This window comes from Burkholderia sp. Ax-1720 (assembly GCF_011753035.1).
GTDB classification, from domain to species: domain Bacteria; phylum Pseudomonadota; class Gammaproteobacteria; order Burkholderiales; family Burkholderiaceae; genus Burkholderia; species Burkholderia gladioli.
Map to the genome: position 1 here is coordinate 1 of NZ_VWWK01000178.1, position 13,959 is coordinate 13,959.

Sequence of the window (13,959 nt, forward strand, 5' to 3'; positions counted from 1 at the left end):
ATTGTTCTGGATCATCCGGTACGCCGCCTCGGCGAGCCAGGTCTTGCAGGTTTTCTCGCTGCCGCGCGGCGCGCGGATCACGCGCGTCGGATCGAGACGCGGATCGATGTGCTTGGGATGATTCATGACAGCCCTCGAAAGGAATAAAGCCGGATCGGCACGATCGGCTGCAGCGCAACCGGACAGGCACGAGTCTATCCGGCCAATGTTGTCTAGACAACTCGTTTTCAATAAAAAACGGCGCTTCCCGGCCGAACTCGGTGTTTATCCCGATGCCGGAAAATCAGGCTCGAAATCCGGCAAGGGCACAGACGCCAGTTCACCGCGCGAGCACAGTCGCGCGGTGAACTTGGCTAGACAAATCGAGGAGAAAAAACGAAGCGCGCCACCGATGGGCGCGCGATGAAACGGCAGGGAAACGCGGGGAAGGATGCGAAAAAAGCAGTGTGGAAAACCCGTGCTCAGACGCTGCCGGCCAGATGAAAACGCGAGGCCGGGTGCCACAGCTGCACCGAGGTGGCCACCGATTCGCCGACCCAGGTGCGCCGCCACATCATCAGGCAGGGCTCGCCGATCTCCATCGCGAGATGGCGGCGGATCGGCGCGTCGGGCTTGTTGGCGTAGATGCGGAAATCGGCACGCTGGATCGGCGCGAGCTTCACCATGTAGCGGTTCGGCGTCTCGGCCGTGAAGTCCTGCTCGAGGTAATGCGGAAACACCAGCGGGTTCACGTAGCGATCCTCGTACTGGATCGGCTCGCCCTCCTCGTAATGCACGATCAGCGAGTGGAACACCGGCCCCTTCGACAGGTTCAGCGCGGCCAGCGCCTCCGGGTCCAGGCTGGTGTCGAGCGCGAGCACCTTGGCGGTATGACGATGCCCGCGCGAGACGATCTCGTCGGCGATGTTGCGGATGTCGAGCACGGTCGACTCGACGTCGCGCGGCGCCACGAAGGTGCCCGAGCCCTGCACGCGCTTGAGCACGCGCTCGCTGGTCAGCTCGCGCAGCGCGCGCGACACGGTCATGCGCGCCACGCCGAATTCCTTCACGAGCTCGGTCTCGGAGGGGATCATCTCGCCGGGCTTCCAGGTGCCGTCCGCGATATGGCCGATCACATAGCGCTTGATCTGTTCGTAGGCGGGTGCCAGCTTGCGCGCGGCCCGGGGCTGCGTCGCGTCGTCCACTGCGTTTGTCGTCATCGTTATTCTCGACTTCCTTCGTGAGGGGCTATCGGCCCGGCCCCGCGCGCTCGGCCGCGTCAGCCGCCGATCGCGGCCGGCAGCACGTCGTTGGCCGAGGCCAGCGGGCCGCCCGCCGAAGGCGGCGCCGCATCGGCCACCAGGGTGCCGTCCACGGGCCGCACCTTGACCGGATCGGGCAGCGGCGGCGGCTCGCCATGGGCGATCAGGCCGAAGGCCAGCGTGATGTCGTCGGCCAGCGGGCGGTCGTCGCGATAGAACGCGACGTCGTGGCGGATGCGTGCGTAGAGCCGGTCCGTATAGGCCGCGCGCGGCGCCTCGACCGGCTGCAGGTCGTAGGCCTGGGCGGCGGCGAGCAATTCTATCCCAAGTATCCGGCAGCTATTTTCGATCACCGCCAGCGCCTTGAGCGCGGCCGGCGTGGCGTGACAGAGATGGTCCTCCTGCAGGCCCGAGGTGACGCCGCCGTCGAGGCTGGCGGGCGCGGCCTCGCGACGGTTCTGCGCGACCAGCGCGGCCGCCGTGTACTGCGCGATCATGAAGCCCGAGCGCGTGCCGCTGGCCTGCGCGAGGAAGGCCGGCAGGCCGCTGACCAGCGGATTGACGAGCCGGTCGACGCGCCGCTCGGCCATCGCCGCCACCTGGGCGACGGCGATCGTCAGGCTGTCCATCGCCAGCGCGATCGAGGCGCCCACCGCGTGCGCCTGCGAATAGACGCGCGGCGCCTCGGGCGTGCCGGTGACGATCGGGTTGTCGGTGGTCGAGGCCAGCTCGCGATTGACCACCTCGGCGGTGGCCGCCAGCACGTCGCGCGCGGCGCCGTGCACGTGCGGAATGGTGCGCATGCTGAGCGGATCCTGGGTATGCCGCCCCAGCGCCGCGGCCAGCAGGCCGCTGCCGTCCAGGGCCGCGCGCATGCGCTCGCCCACGCGCGCCAGGCCCGGCGAGACGCGGAACGCCAGCGAATCGGCATCGAAGGCGGCCATCTGCCCGCCGAGGTTCTCGAAGCTCATCGCGGCAACCGCATCTGCCCAGTCGAGCAGGCGCTCGGCGCGCCGCAGGGCCAGCGCGGCCAGCCCCGTCACGCAGGGCGTGCCGTTGACCAGGCTCAGGCCTTCCTTGGCCTCCAGCGAGAGCGGCGCGAGGCCTAGCCGTTGCAGCGCATCGGCACCGCCCAGGCGCTCGCCGCGCCAGCGCACCTGCCCCGCGCCCACGCACACCAGCGCGATATGCGCCATGTGGCTCAGGTAGCCGACCGAGCCCATGGCGGGCACCTCGGGCAGGCAGTCGGCATCGAGCAGCGCCTCCAGCCGCTCGACCACCTCGGCGCGCACGCCCGAATGACCATGCGCGAAATTGTTGATCGCGGCCGCCATGATCGCGCGCGTCTCCTCGCGCCCGAGCGGCGCGCCCACGCCCACCGCGTGGCTCATCAGGATGTTGTGCGAGAGATCGTGCTGGTCGGCCGGCGACACCACCACGTCGCAGAGCGCGCCCACGCCGGTGTTCACGCCGTAGGCGCGGATTCCGCGCGCCACGATCTGCTCGACCAGGTGGCGGGCGGCGGCGATGCGCTCGCGCGCCTCGCCGGACAGGTGCAGCGGTTCCCCGGCGGCGACGGCGGCGATATCGCGCCAGTCCAGCGGGCGATCGGTACGGATGACGGCCATGGCGGTGTCCTGCGGATCAGACGAAAAACGATGTGGGTGAAAGGGCGGCCCCGCTCGGAGCTCAGTTCGCGTTGCGGTCCTCGTGGCCCGACACGAAGCGGCGGAAGCGTTCCGACTTCTGCTCGCCGAACACCTCGTCGGGCGTGCCGTCGGAATCGACCTGCCCCTGGTGCAGGAACATCACGCGATTCGACACGTGGCGCGCGAAACCCATCTCGTGCGTCACCACCAGCATGGTGCGGCCTTCGTCGGCCAGCGCGCGCATCACGCGCAGCACCTCGCCCACCAGTTCCGGGTCGAGCGCCGAGGTGGGCTCGTCGAACAGCATCACCTTGGGATGCATGGCCAGCGCGCGGGCGATCGCCACGCGCTGCTGCTGGCCGCCCGACAGATGCGCCGGATAATGGCCGCGCCGCTCGCCGAGCCCGACCTTGGCCAGCAGCGCCTCGGCCTCCTCGACGGCTTGCGCGCGGCTGCGCTTGAGCACGCGCATCGGCCCCTCGATCACGTTCTCGAGCACCGTCATATGCGACCAGAGGTTGAAGTTCTGGAACACCATGCCGAGCTGCGAGCGCACCCGGTCGACCTGGCGGCGGTCGCCCGGCTGCAGCGTGCCGTCGCGGCGGCGCTTCATCTTCAGTTCCTCGCCGCCCAGCGTGACCGAGCCGTCGTCGGGAATCTCCAGCAGGTTCAGGCAGCGCAGGAAGGTGCTCTTGCCGGAGCCGCTCGCGCCGAGGATCGAGATCACGTCGCCCTCGTGCGCGTCGAGCGAGATGCCCTTGAGCACGTGGTGATCGCCGAACGACTTGTGGATGTTGTGGGCGGACAGCGCCACCGGCTTAGCGGATTGCATGCGTTTCTCCAGGATCAGGCAGGCGTTCAGGGCGCGGCGCGCCGCGTCTCGAGCGAGGCGACGGGCCGCGACACCACGGCGGGCGCGGCGCGCAGGTGGCGTGACAGGCGCGTCTCGAGGAAACCGAGCAGGCGCACCACGACGAAGTTCAGGAACAGGTAGATCAGCGCGGCGCAGACGAACACCTCGGTGGTGCGATAGGTCTGCTGGATGATCTGCTGCGCGACGCCGGTCACTTCCCAGACCGTCACCAGGCTGGCCAGCGCGGTGGACTTGACCAGCAGCACGGCCTCGGTCGAATAGGCCGGCAGGCACTGGCGCAGCGCGATCGGGCCGATCACCCGGCGCAGCAGCGAGAAGCCCGACAGGCCGATCGCGTAACCGGCCTCGATCTGCCCGACCGGCACCGCCATCAGGCCGCCGCGGATGATCTCGGCGGTGTAGCCGGCGGTGCAGAGCGCGAGCGAGAGCACCGCGCACACATAGGGCTCGCGCAGCACCGGCCACAGGAAGCTCTCGCGGATCACGCCGAACTCGCCGAGCCCGTAATAGACCAGGAACATCTGGATCAGCAGCGGCGAGCCGCGGAACACCAGGATGTAGGCGCGCGCGAAACGGTTCGGCAGCCAGTGGCGCGACACGCGCATCGCCACGATCACCAGGGACAGCAGCCCGCCGATCACCAGCGACAGGAAGAACAGGCCCAGCGTGGTCGGCACGGCGGCGATCAGCTGCCGCAGGGTGTCGAGCAGGAACGGGAAATCGATATGCATGATGGGAGCCGTCCTCAGTCAGTTGCGGGCGAAGTTGCGCTTGAAGGAGCGGCCCACGTGCGCCTCGGCCTTGCCGAAGATGCGGTTCGAGGCGCCCGTCATCAGCAGGTACAGCACGCCGCCGGCGACGAAGAACAGGAAGTATTCGTGGGTGGAACCGGCCGCCACCTGGGTGGCGCGCAGCAGCTCGGCCAGGCCCGTCACCGAGATCAGCGCGGAATCCTTCAGGCTCAGTTGCCAGACGTTGCCCAGGCCCGGCAGCGCGAAGCGCAGCACCTGCGGGATCAGGATGCGGCGCGCGGCGGTCAGGCGCGGCATGCCGATCGCGCGCGCGGCTTCCAGCTCGCCGCGCGAGACGGCCAGCACCGCGGCGCGGTAGACCTCGGCCTGGTAGGCGCCCGAGATCATGCCCACCGCCACCGCGCCGATCGCGAACGGCGGCACGCCGACGAAGCCGTCGGCGCCGAACCACTGGCCGATGGTGGTGACCAGGCTCGAACCGCCGAAATAGAACAGGTAGATCACGAGCAGCTCGGGCACGCCGCGGAACACCGTGGTGTAGCAGTCGCCGAGCACGCGCAGCAGGCGAAAGCGCGAAAGCTTGGCCGCCGCCACCAGGCCGCCGAACACGGAGCCGATCAGCAAGGCGGACAAGGTCAGCACGATCGTCATCAGCGCGCCGAGCAGCAGCACGCTGCCCCAGCCTTCCGATCCGAAACCGAGCATGGAGATGAGAGAGGACATGGCGACTACCCCAGGCAAAGCAGGCTACGCGGCAGGCGCGCGCAGCGACATCGGAGTGGCATCGCGCGCGCCGCCGGCGGCGAGGCGCGCGATGCCGCGAGAGCGCGCGAGCCTCAGGGCGTCACGTCGGTCTTGAACCACTTCAGGGCGAGCTTCTTGATGGTGCCGTCGGCCTTGGCCGCGGCGATCGCCGAATCGAACTTCGCCTTCAGGTCGGTATCCGTCTTGCGGAACGCCAGGCCCTCGCCCGGGCCCCAGATCGGGCCGGCCACCACCGGACCGGCCGGCACCACCTTGGACTTGCCGGCGTTGGCCGTGTAGTAGGTGATGTCGTCGAAGGAGGCGTCGATGCGGCCGTTGGCGAGATCGAGGTCACGCTCGGGCGCGCTCTTGTAGACGCGGATCGAGGCGACGTCCTTGAAGTTGTTGTTGACGAAGGCCGTGTAGATGGTGCCCGACTGCAGGCCGATGGTCTTGCCCTTCAAAGCCTTGCGCAGATCCTCGACGGCCGGCGCGTTGCTGCGCGCGTCGTTGTCCAGGCGCAGTGCCGCCGTGTTGGGTGCCGACTTCGGCAGGATCTTGGGGTCCGCCACCGCGAAGGTGGCCGGGGTGGCCGCATAGGGCTGCGAGAGCGCGAGGATCTTCTCGCGGTCCGGCGTGATCGAGATCGCATCCATCAGGACATCGAACTTGCCGGCCTGCAGGCCCGGGATCATGCCGTCCCAGTCCTGGGTGACGAGATTGCACTTGAGTTGCGCGTGCGCGCAGAGGTTCTCGACCAGCTCGGGCTCGAAGCCGCCCAGCTTGCCGCCGGGCAGCGTCAGGTTCCACGGCGCATAGCTGCCGTCGAGCGCGATCGTCACCGTCTTCCAGTCCTTCGCCTGCGCGGCGCCTGCCATCATCGCGGATCCGAGAACCGCGCCGACCAGCAGCGAAACGAGACGGCTGTGCTTACTCTTCATGTCGACATTCCCCATGGGTTTGGAACTACCTGCCTAAGCTTAACGAGCGATCTTGTATAGACAAGCATGAGTCAACAAAATCACCTTGGCAAGCAATTTCGAGAAAACCAGCGGGGACCTAGGGCATACCCGGAGAAGCTTGTCCGATATGGCTTTCAGACGAATTCGCGTGGTCGATTCCGGTGCAGGATTTCGCCTTGGCGAGGCATGTTCGCCAAGCTGGGGCAAGTCATCTAGTCAACTGAACAAAGCTCGATACTATTGCCCGAGCGGCCGCGGCGCCGCGTGCGGCACGCGCCGGCCCGGTTGCACCGCTCATTGCAACCCGCGCGCGATCACGCGCTCGGCGAAGGCCTCGGCCACGCGCGGCAAGGTCCGGCCGCGCCGCTTGACCAGCGCCACCGGCCGCACGAAGGCGGCGTCGTCGATCGGCCGCGCCACCAGCTCGGGTTCGGCCAGCACCTCGCGCGCCGAGGCCGGCAGGATGGTCAGGCCCAGCCCTCCGCGCACCATCGCCACCGCCGTCATCATGTAGGTGGGCTCGCAGGCCAGCTCGGGCGTGCAACCCGCGCCGGCCAGCGCCGCGTCCACCACGGCGCGCACGCTGGTGCCGCGCGCGGTCAGCACCAGCGGCTCGGCCGCCACCTCGGCGGCGCTCACCCGGCGGCGCCTGGCCAGCGCGTGATTACGCGGGCAGATCACCACCAGCCGGTCCTCGCCGGCATGCAGCACCTCCAGCGCCGGATCGGCCGCCGCGCCGCCGGTCAGGCCCAGGTCCACCTCCTCGCCGCGCACCAGCGCCTCCACGCTGCTGGCCACCCCGTCGCGAATCTCGAAGCGCGCCTGCGGCACCTGCCGGCGGAAGTCGCGGATCAGCTCGGGCAAGGCGCTGGCGGCGAAGGTCGGCAGGCAGGCCAGGCGCACCGTGCCGGCGGTGCCGTCGCCGAGCGCGCGCGCATCGCGCAGCACCCGTTCCATGTCGTCGAGCGAGCGCTGCAAGAGCGGCAGCAGCGCGCGGCCGGTCTGGGTCAGCGCCACGCTGCGGCTGTTGCGGTCGAACAGGCGCGCGCCGACGGTCTCCTCCAGGCGCCGGATCTGCACCGTCAGCGCCGGCTGCGAGAGGCTCAGCCGCGCGGCCGCGCGCGTGAAGTTGCCGGCCTGGGCGACGGTGACGAAGGCGCGCAATTCGCGAAGATTCAGATCCATAACGGTTCGTGATTGCTGCAATCAAATCATTTCAATTGTCTTATCGCGCTCCAAAACTTACGCTCGCCCTCACCAAAAGACAAGATCGGAGACACCATGATGCTGCCGTTACTGGGGCTCGCCACCATCGTCGTGCTGCTCGGCGCGATCCTCTCGAAACGCATGTCGCCGCTGGTCGCGCTGATCCTGGTGCCGATCGCGGCGGCCCTGCTCGGCGGCTTCGGCCTGCAGACCAGCGGCTTCGTCATCAACGGGCTGAAGAGCCTGGCGCCGGTGGTCGGCATGTTCGTGTTCGCGATCCTCTACTTCGGCGTGATCACCGACGCCGGCACGCTCGACCCGATCATCGACCGGATCCTGCGCGCGGTCGGCACGCGCCCCACCCGCATCGTGATGGGCACCACCCTGCTGGCCCTGCTGATCCACCTGGACGGCTCGGGCGCGGTCTGCTTCCTGGTGACGATCCCGGCCATGCTGCCGCTCTACGACCGGCTCGGCATGGACCGCCGCGTGCTGGCGGCGGCCGTCTCGATGGCCGCCGGCATCAACTTCCTGCCCTGGACCGGGCCGATGATCCGCGCCTCGGCCTCGCTGCACCTGCCGATCTCGGCGCTGTTCAATCCGCTGATCCCGGTGCAGGCGGTCGGCATCGCCTTCGTGTTCGGCGCGGCCTGGTGGCTCGGCCGGCGCGAACAGCGGCGGCTCGGCGCGGGCCTGGCCGGCGGCGGCGGCGCGATCCCGATGCCCGAGCGCGTGCTGACGGCCGACCAGCAGGCGCTGCGCCGCCCGCGGCTGTTCTGGTTCAACCTGGTGCTGACGGTGATCGTGCTCGGCACGATGGTGGTGATGGGCGAGAAGATCCCGCCCGCGCTGATGTTCATGGTCGGCTTCTGCATCGCGCTGCTGGTGAACTATCCCGATGTCGAGATGCAGCGCCGGCGCATCGACGCGCATGCGCGCGCCGCGCTGATGATGGCCGGCATCCTGCTGGCCGCCGGCGTGTTCACCGGCATCATGCAGGGCAGCGGCATGCTCAAGGCGATGGCCGCCGCCGCGGTCGGTTTCGTGCCGCCCTCGATGGCCGGCCATATCCCCGTCGCGCTGGGCCTGCTGTCGATGCCGCTGAGCCTGCTGTTCGATCCCGATTCCTTCTACTTCGGCGTGCTGCCGGTGATCGCCGAGGTGGCCGGCCAGCTCGGCGTGCCGGCCCTGCATGTCGGCCAGGCCGCCCTGCTCGGCCAGATGACCACCGGCTTCCCGGTCAGCCCGCTCACGCCGGCCACCTTCCTGGTGGTCGGGCTGTGCGGCATCGAGCTGGCCGAGCACCAGAAATTCACCTTCCCGCTGCTGTTCGGCGCCTCGGTGGTGATGACGCTGGCCTGCGTCCTGTTCGGCGTGTTCGCCCTGTGAGGCGCGCCGCGATGGTCGTGGCAGCCGGCCGATACCGTCCAACCAAGTCGCGCAAGCGACCGGAATTCCCGTCATGACAGCTTCCGCATCCGCGTCTACCTCCGCTCCCCCCGCGCCCCCCGTTCCGGCCGGCCGGCGCGTCCGCCTCGGCGCCGGCGCCGGCTACTCCGGCGACCGCATCGAGCCCGCCGTCGAGCTGGCCGAGCACGGCGCGCTCGACTACCTGGTGTTCGAATGCCTGGCCGAGCGCACCATCGCGATCGCGCAGCAGGCGCGGCGCGCCGAGCCCGCGCTCGGCTACGACCCGCTGCTCGGCGCGCGCATGCGCGCGGTGCTGCCGGCGGCGGCCGCGCGCGGCGTGAAGATCATCTCCAACATGGGCGCGGCCAATCCGCTGGCGGCCGCGCGCGAGACCGCTCGGATCGCCGCCGGGCTCGGCATCGCCGGGCTCAGGATCGCCGCCGTCAGCGGCGACGACGTGCTCGAGCCGGTGCTGCGCGGCGGCTTGCGCTTCGTCGAATCGGGCGAGGCGGTGGCCGACTATCGCGAGCGCATCGTCTCGGCCAATGCCTACCTCGGCGCCGAGCCGATCGTCGCGGCGCTGGCCGCCGGCGCCGATATCGTGCTGACCGGGCGCGTGGCCGATCCCGCCTTGTTCGCCGCGCCGCTGATCCACGAATTCGGCTGGCGCATGGACGACTGGGCCCGGCTCGGCCAGGCCACCGTGGTCGGCCATCTGCTCGAATGCGCGGGCCAGGTGACGGGCGGCTACTTCGCCGATCCGGGCTGGCTGGACGTGCCGGACCTGGCGCGGCTCGGCTTCCCGATCGGCGAGGTGGCCGAGGACGGCGCGGTGACGATCACCAAGCTGGCCCGCTCGGGCGGGCGCGTCAGCGCCGAGACCTGCAAGCAGCAACTGATCTACGAGATCCACGATCCGGCGCGCTACCTGCAGCCCGACGTGACGGCCGATTTCAGCCGCGTGACGGTGAGCGAGGAAGGCCCGGACCGGGTGCGCGTGACGGGCGGTGCCGGCCGCGCGCGGCCCGATACGCTGAAGGTGTCGGTGGCCTATGCCGACGGCCATATCGGCGAAGGCCAGATCTCCTACGGCGGCCCGGGCGCGCTGGCGCGCGCGCGGCTGGCCGGCGAGATCGTGCGAGAGCGGCTGAAGCTGACGGGCGTGGCGACCAGCGAATTACGCATCGACCTGATCGGCGTCGATTCGCTCTACGGCGCGACCGGCATCGACGCACGCGACGCGCGCGAGGCACACGAGGCGCGCGGCGAGCCGGCCGAGCTGCGGCTGCGCGTGGCCGGCCGTTGCGCGACGGCCGCCGAGGCGGCGCGCATCGGCAACGAGGTCGAGACGCTCTATACCAACGGGCCGGCCGGCGGCGGCGGCGCGACCAAGGCGGTGCGCGAGGTGCTGGCGGTGCAGTCGGTGCTGCTGCCGCGCGAGCAGGTGCGGCCCGTATTCACGATGCTGGAGGTGGACGATGCAACTGCGTGAACTGGCGCATTCGCGCACCGGCGACAAGGGCAATACGCTGAACGTCTCGGTGATCTGCCGCGACGCGCGCGACTATGCGCACCTGCGCGAGCACCTGAGCGCCGAGCGCGTGAAGGACTGGCTCGGCGCCTTCGTGCTGGGCGAGGTGGTACGCCACGAGCTGCCGATGCTGGCGGCCTTCAACTTCGTGCTCGGCGAGGCGCTGGGCGGCGGCGTGACGCGTTCGCTCGCGCTCGACGCGCACGGCAAGTCGGTCGGCTCGGTGCTGCTGGCCATCGAGGTGCCGGCGCCGCCGCGCGACTGAACGGCAGGCCGGCTCGGCGCGATCTCAGCGGAACGACCAGCTGCGATGCGCGAAGTAGCTGGTGAACACCGGCGCGCCCACGCCGGCCAGGTGCGCCAGGTCCTGCGCATGCCAGTCGAAGCCGACGGCCGGCAACAGGTGCTGCGCGAGCCCGACGCTGACGGCCCAGGTCTGCAGCAACGCGAACAGGTTGACGGCCGTGAAGGTGGCCGCCGAGCGCCAGGGTCGCTGGCCGCCCGCGCCGAACACGTAACGACGCGCCAGCAGGTAGCCGCAGCTCACGCCCACCACCCAGGCCAGCACGATCGCCGTGGTGTACGGCAGCCACCGGCTGAACAGCATGCGCGAGCCGAGATTGGCCGCCGCCGCGATGCCGCCGGTGGCGAGGAAACGCGCGAAGCGGCGCGTGCCCTCGCGCCCGGCCGGCAGCCCCGCGCCAGCCCCTGCCGCCGTCCCGGCGGCTCCGGAACCCGGCGCGCTCATAACATGCGCGCCATCCGGCGCGCCAGGCCGATGCTCTCGGAGATCCCGCGATCCTCCGGGTAGTAGTGGCAGGTATCGGCCACCAGCAGGCCCTCCACCGGCGTGCGGATCGGCGGCAGCCGGTCGAGGAAGCCCGGGCCGCAGACCGGCTGCGCGTGCCGGTAGCGATTCACCTTCACCGCCAGCACGTCCTCGGCGCCCAGCGCCGGATTGATGCGGCGCAGGTAGCCGACCACCTTGGCCTCGTAGGCCGCATCCGTCTCGGCGTACTTCGGATGCGTGCCCGGCATGTAGAACGGCACGTAGACCACGTGCGCATCGAGCGGGCGCAGGTTGGTGTATTCGACGATGCCGGGGATATCCATGGCCGGATCGTTGACGTTGAGCCAGAAGTTCTCGCTCACCGGCTTCGCGAGCTTGACGATCACGCAGACCACCGCCACGTTCGGGATCGCGCGCCAGGCATCCAGGATCCCGGCCGGCAAGTCCGGCATCAGGCGCGGCGCGTGGGCCAGCGGCACGGTGCTGATCACCTGCTCGAAGCGCTGCTCGCCGGCCGCGGTGAGCACGCCCGTCACGCGGCCCGCCTCGATCAGCACGCGCTGCACCGGCTGGCCGAGCCGCAGCTCGCCGCCGCGGCGTTCGATCTCGGCGCGCATCGCCTCGAGCAGGGCCGCCGAGCCGCCCTCCAGGTAACCGAGCTTCTCGCGCATCAGGCTGTAGCGCGAGCGGCCGATGCGACGGATGCGGCTCCAGATCCAGGCCGCCGACAGGTCCTGCGCGTGCTCGTAGAACTTGTAGTCGAACAGGCGCCGCCACAGCACCTCCCAGGCCTCCTCGCCGATCCAGCGACGGATCCAGCCGGTCGCCTCGATGCGGTCCAGGTCGTGCCATCGATCGCGCCGCGTCGCCAGCAGCGCATGCAGCCCGTAGCGGAACTTCGCGATCCAGCCCAGGCCGCGAAAGCGCAGCAGCGCGAGCGGATTGCCCCAGCGCTGCACGCGGTCCCGGTAGAAATAACCCATGCGCGTCTCCACCCAGCGCAGGCGGTCCTCCAGGCCCAGCTCGCGCAGCACCTCGAAGAAGGCATGATCCGAGGCGGCATGGAAGTGGTAATAGCGCTCGATGTCGATGCCGCCGAAATCGAAGGAGGCGGCCATCCCGCCGATCCGGTCGTCGGCCTCGAACACCACCACGCGGCGCCCGTCGCGGGCGAGCTGGTAGGCCACGCCGAGCCCCATCGGCCCGGCGCCGAGCACGGCCACCGCCGGCTTGTCGCTGTGTCGCTCCATCGGGCCTCCCTCAGAAATCCAGCTGGACGCGGCTGTAGACCGGGTCGCCGAAGGTCTCGCCGACCGCCTCGCGCAAGGAGGTGGCGCGCACCCCGAAGATGCGCTCCCAGTCGATCACCTCGAATTCGTCGCCGGCCGTCAGCGCCTGCAGTTGCGCGGCGGTAAACGGCGGATCGCGGTCGAACCAGGCATACACGGTCAGCAGCGCATGGAACAGCCGGTACGGGATCCTGACGATCGCGCAGCGCGCGCGCACCGCGCGGCGCACCTCGCGGATCAGGTCGATGTAGTCGACCCGCTCGCGGCCGCTGATGTTGTAGACCTCGCCGCGGATGCGCGCCTCCAGGCAGGCCAGGATCACGTTGCAGAAATCGCCCGCGTAGAGCGGCTGGCGCACGAAGCGCCCCGAGCCCGGCACCGGGAACACCGGCACGCGCCGCATGAAGCGCGACAGCCAGCCCAGGTGCTTGCGGTCGAACCAGCCGAACATCAGGGTCGGGCGCAGCACCACGCAGTCGATGCCCGAGGCCAGCACCATCTGCTCCTGCTCGCGCTTGGTCTGGGTGTAGAAATCGTCACCGACCGACTCGACCACCGAGGAGCTGATGTGCACCGTATGCGGCACGCGGTGCCGGCCGATCGCCTCCAGCACCAGGCGCGTGCTGTCGAGGTTGTTGCGCACGAAGGGCTCGCGCGTCGGCCCGCCGATCTGCGCCTGCAGCATCACCACCGCGTCGGCGCCCTCGAAGTGGCGGGACCAGTCGCCGGGCTCGGCCAGGTCGGCGTATTCGGCCACGATGTCGGGATGCAGCCGGCGCAGCACCGCCAGATTCGCGCGATGCTTGTCGAGCACCACGATCTGCCTCACGCCGCGGCGCTTGAGCCGCGCCACCAGGTTCTGTCCGACGAGCCCGGCGCCGCCGGGCAGGATCACTCGCAGGTTCACAGGGACACTCTCTTGAAAAGGAAGCCGGGCATCCAGCGGATCGCGCACATCACGCCCGCCCAGAACCACGGCGTGTAGATCGCGTCGCGCCGGCGCGCCACCGCGCGCACGATGTCGGCCGCCACGCGCTCGGGCCGCGCCACCAGCGGCCCCGGCAATTGCAGATGGGCCGTCATCGGCGTGGCGACGAAGCCGGGCTTGATCACCAGCACGTGCACGCCCGATTTCGCCAGCCGCGCGCGCAGGCCCTCGCAGAACGCCACCACGGCCGCCTTCGCGGCGCCGTAGAGATAGTTCGAGGGCCGCCCGCGATCGGCCGCCACCGAGGCGATCACCGCGATGGTGCCGGCGCCGCGCGCGGCCATCCGGTTGGCCAGCGGCGTGAGCAGCGCGATGGTGGACAGGCCGTTGGTGCTGAACTCGCGCACCGCCAGCGCCGCGTCGCGCTCGCAGGCGGCCTGCTCGGGCAGCGAGCCATGCGCGACCAGCGCCAGCTCGATCGGGCCCAGCGCGCGCTCGGCCGCCGCCAGCATCGCCTCGTGCGTGTCGAGCGCGTTGGCGTCGAATTCGAGGGTCGCGACGCGTGCCGCGCCGCGCAGGCGCA

At 70.1% G+C, this 13,959-nt stretch carries 14 protein-coding genes and 1 pseudogene; 4 read left to right on the forward strand and 11 right to left on the reverse strand.

The features are described 5' to 3' along the window. Nucleotides 1-124 precede the first annotated feature (124 nt). A complete protein-coding gene (locus tag F3J18_RS30670; RefSeq protein WP_166915878.1) occupies nt 125-406 on the forward strand; it encodes a hypothetical protein in 282 nt (93 codons plus the stop codon). 55 nt (nt 407-461) lie between these two features. On the opposite strand, the gene hutC is transcribed toward F3J18_RS30670, so the two are convergent. From hutC to F3J18_RS30705, 7 genes are all read right to left on the reverse strand, one after another. Then, entirely contained in the window at nt 462-1,199 is a 738-nt protein-coding gene (hutC, locus tag F3J18_RS30675; RefSeq protein WP_013697956.1) for a histidine utilization repressor, read from the reverse strand. A 59-nt stretch (nt 1,200-1,258) separates the two neighbouring features. After that, nucleotides 1,259-2,869, reverse strand: a complete 1,611-nt coding sequence (hutH, locus tag F3J18_RS30680; protein WP_166915879.1) for a histidine ammonia-lyase — start codon at nt 2,867-2,869, stop codon at nt 1,259-1,261. Between the two features lie 61 nt (nt 2,870-2,930). After that, nucleotides 2,931-3,722: an ATP-binding cassette domain-containing protein gene (locus tag F3J18_RS30685; protein ID WP_013697954.1), complete on the reverse strand. Its 792-nt coding sequence runs from the start codon at nt 3,720-3,722 to the stop codon at nt 2,931-2,933. A 26-nt stretch (nt 3,723-3,748) separates the two neighbouring features. Then, entirely contained in the window at nt 3,749-4,495 is a 747-nt protein-coding gene (locus tag F3J18_RS30690) for an ABC transporter permease subunit (protein ID WP_025098827.1), read from the reverse strand. Nucleotides 4,496-4,513: 18 nt separating this feature from the next. Further along, on the reverse strand, nt 4,514-5,239 hold the full coding sequence (locus tag F3J18_RS30695) for an ABC transporter permease subunit (protein WP_025098826.1): 726 nt from the start codon (nt 5,237-5,239) through the stop codon (nt 4,514-4,516). 113 nt (nt 5,240-5,352) lie between these two features. Next, the gene (locus F3J18_RS30700; RefSeq protein WP_025098825.1) at nt 5,353-6,201 is read right to left on the reverse strand and encodes a transporter substrate-binding domain-containing protein; all 849 of its coding nucleotides are present in this window, start codon (nt 6,199-6,201) and stop codon (nt 5,353-5,355) included. A gap of 315 nt (nt 6,202-6,516) precedes the next feature. Then, on the reverse strand, nt 6,517-7,407 hold the full coding sequence (locus F3J18_RS30705; protein WP_166915881.1) for a LysR family transcriptional regulator: 891 nt from the start codon (nt 7,405-7,407) through the stop codon (nt 6,517-6,519). A gap of 99 nt (nt 7,408-7,506) precedes the next feature. On the opposite strand from F3J18_RS30705, the gene F3J18_RS30710 reads away from it, so the two are divergent. The 3 genes from F3J18_RS30710 to F3J18_RS30720 all read left to right on the forward strand — a co-directional run bounded on the left by F3J18_RS30710 (nt 7,507) and on the right by F3J18_RS30720 (nt 10,634). Next, a complete protein-coding gene (locus F3J18_RS30710; protein WP_166915891.1) occupies nt 7,507-8,817 on the forward strand; it encodes a citrate:proton symporter in 1,311 nt (436 codons plus the stop codon). A 73-nt stretch (nt 8,818-8,890) separates the two neighbouring features. Then, nucleotides 8,891-10,330 carry an acyclic terpene utilization AtuA family protein gene (locus F3J18_RS30715; protein ID WP_166915883.1) on the forward strand — a complete coding sequence of 480 codons (1,440 nt, stop codon included), beginning with the start codon at nt 8,891-8,893 and terminating at the stop codon, nt 10,328-10,330. Beyond that, nucleotides 10,317-10,634: a hypothetical protein gene (locus F3J18_RS30720; RefSeq protein ID WP_025098821.1), complete on the forward strand. Its 318-nt coding sequence runs from the start codon at nt 10,317-10,319 to the stop codon at nt 10,632-10,634. Before F3J18_RS30715 ends, F3J18_RS30720 begins: the two co-directional genes overlap by 14 nt. 24 nt (nt 10,635-10,658) lie before the next feature. Here F3J18_RS30720 and F3J18_RS30725 read toward each other — a convergent pair whose 3' ends face one another. From F3J18_RS30725 to F3J18_RS30740, 4 genes and pseudogenes are all read right to left on the reverse strand, one after another. After that, a complete protein-coding gene (locus F3J18_RS30725) occupies nt 10,659-11,117 on the reverse strand; it encodes a GtrA family protein (RefSeq protein WP_166915885.1) in 459 nt (152 codons plus the stop codon). After that, nucleotides 11,114-12,382, reverse strand: a pseudogene (locus tag F3J18_RS30730) (NAD(P)/FAD-dependent oxidoreductase); the annotation flags it as partial. The pseudogene F3J18_RS30730 and the gene F3J18_RS30725, both read right to left, overlap by 4 nt. 37 nt (nt 12,383-12,419) lie before the next feature. Further along, a complete protein-coding gene (locus tag F3J18_RS30735) occupies nt 12,420-13,355 on the reverse strand; it encodes an NAD(P)-dependent oxidoreductase (protein WP_025098818.1) in 936 nt (311 codons plus the stop codon). Next, a partial coding sequence (locus F3J18_RS30740; RefSeq protein WP_166915889.1) for an SDR family oxidoreductase occupies nt 13,352-13,959 on the reverse strand: 608 nt, incomplete at its 5' end. The genes F3J18_RS30740 and F3J18_RS30735, both read right to left, overlap by 4 nt.

Coding starts and splice junctions, on each gene's coding strand:
- F3J18_RS30670 (WP_166915878.1), top strand. CDS start 125: ATGACAGCCCTCGAAAGGAATAAAGCCGGATCGGCACGATCGGCTGCA.
- hutC (WP_013697956.1), bottom strand. CDS start 1,199: ATGACGACAAACGCAGTGGACGACGCGACGCAGCCCCGGGCCGCGCGC.
- hutH (WP_166915879.1), bottom strand. CDS start 2,869: ATGGCCGTCATCCGTACCGATCGCCCGCTGGACTGGCGCGATATCGCC.
- F3J18_RS30685 (WP_013697954.1), bottom strand. CDS start 3,722: ATGCAATCCGCTAAGCCGGTGGCGCTGTCCGCCCACAACATCCACAAG.
- F3J18_RS30690 (WP_025098827.1), bottom strand. CDS start 4,495: ATGCATATCGATTTCCCGTTCCTGCTCGACACCCTGCGGCAGCTGATC.
- F3J18_RS30695 (WP_025098826.1), bottom strand. CDS start 5,239: ATGTCCTCTCTCATCTCCATGCTCGGTTTCGGATCGGAAGGCTGGGGC.
- F3J18_RS30700 (WP_025098825.1), bottom strand. CDS start 6,201: ATGAAGAGTAAGCACAGCCGTCTCGTTTCGCTGCTGGTCGGCGCGGTT.
- F3J18_RS30705 (WP_166915881.1), bottom strand. CDS start 7,407: ATGGATCTGAATCTTCGCGAATTGCGCGCCTTCGTCACCGTCGCCCAG.
- F3J18_RS30710 (WP_166915891.1), top strand. CDS start 7,507: ATGCTGCCGTTACTGGGGCTCGCCACCATCGTCGTGCTGCTCGGCGCG.
- F3J18_RS30715 (WP_166915883.1), top strand. CDS start 8,891: ATGACAGCTTCCGCATCCGCGTCTACCTCCGCTCCCCCCGCGCCCCCC.
- F3J18_RS30720 (WP_025098821.1), top strand. CDS start 10,317: ATGCAACTGCGTGAACTGGCGCATTCGCGCACCGGCGACAAGGGCAAT.
- F3J18_RS30725 (WP_166915885.1), bottom strand. CDS start 11,117: ATGAGCGCGCCGGGTTCCGGAGCCGCCGGGACGGCGGCAGGGGCTGGC.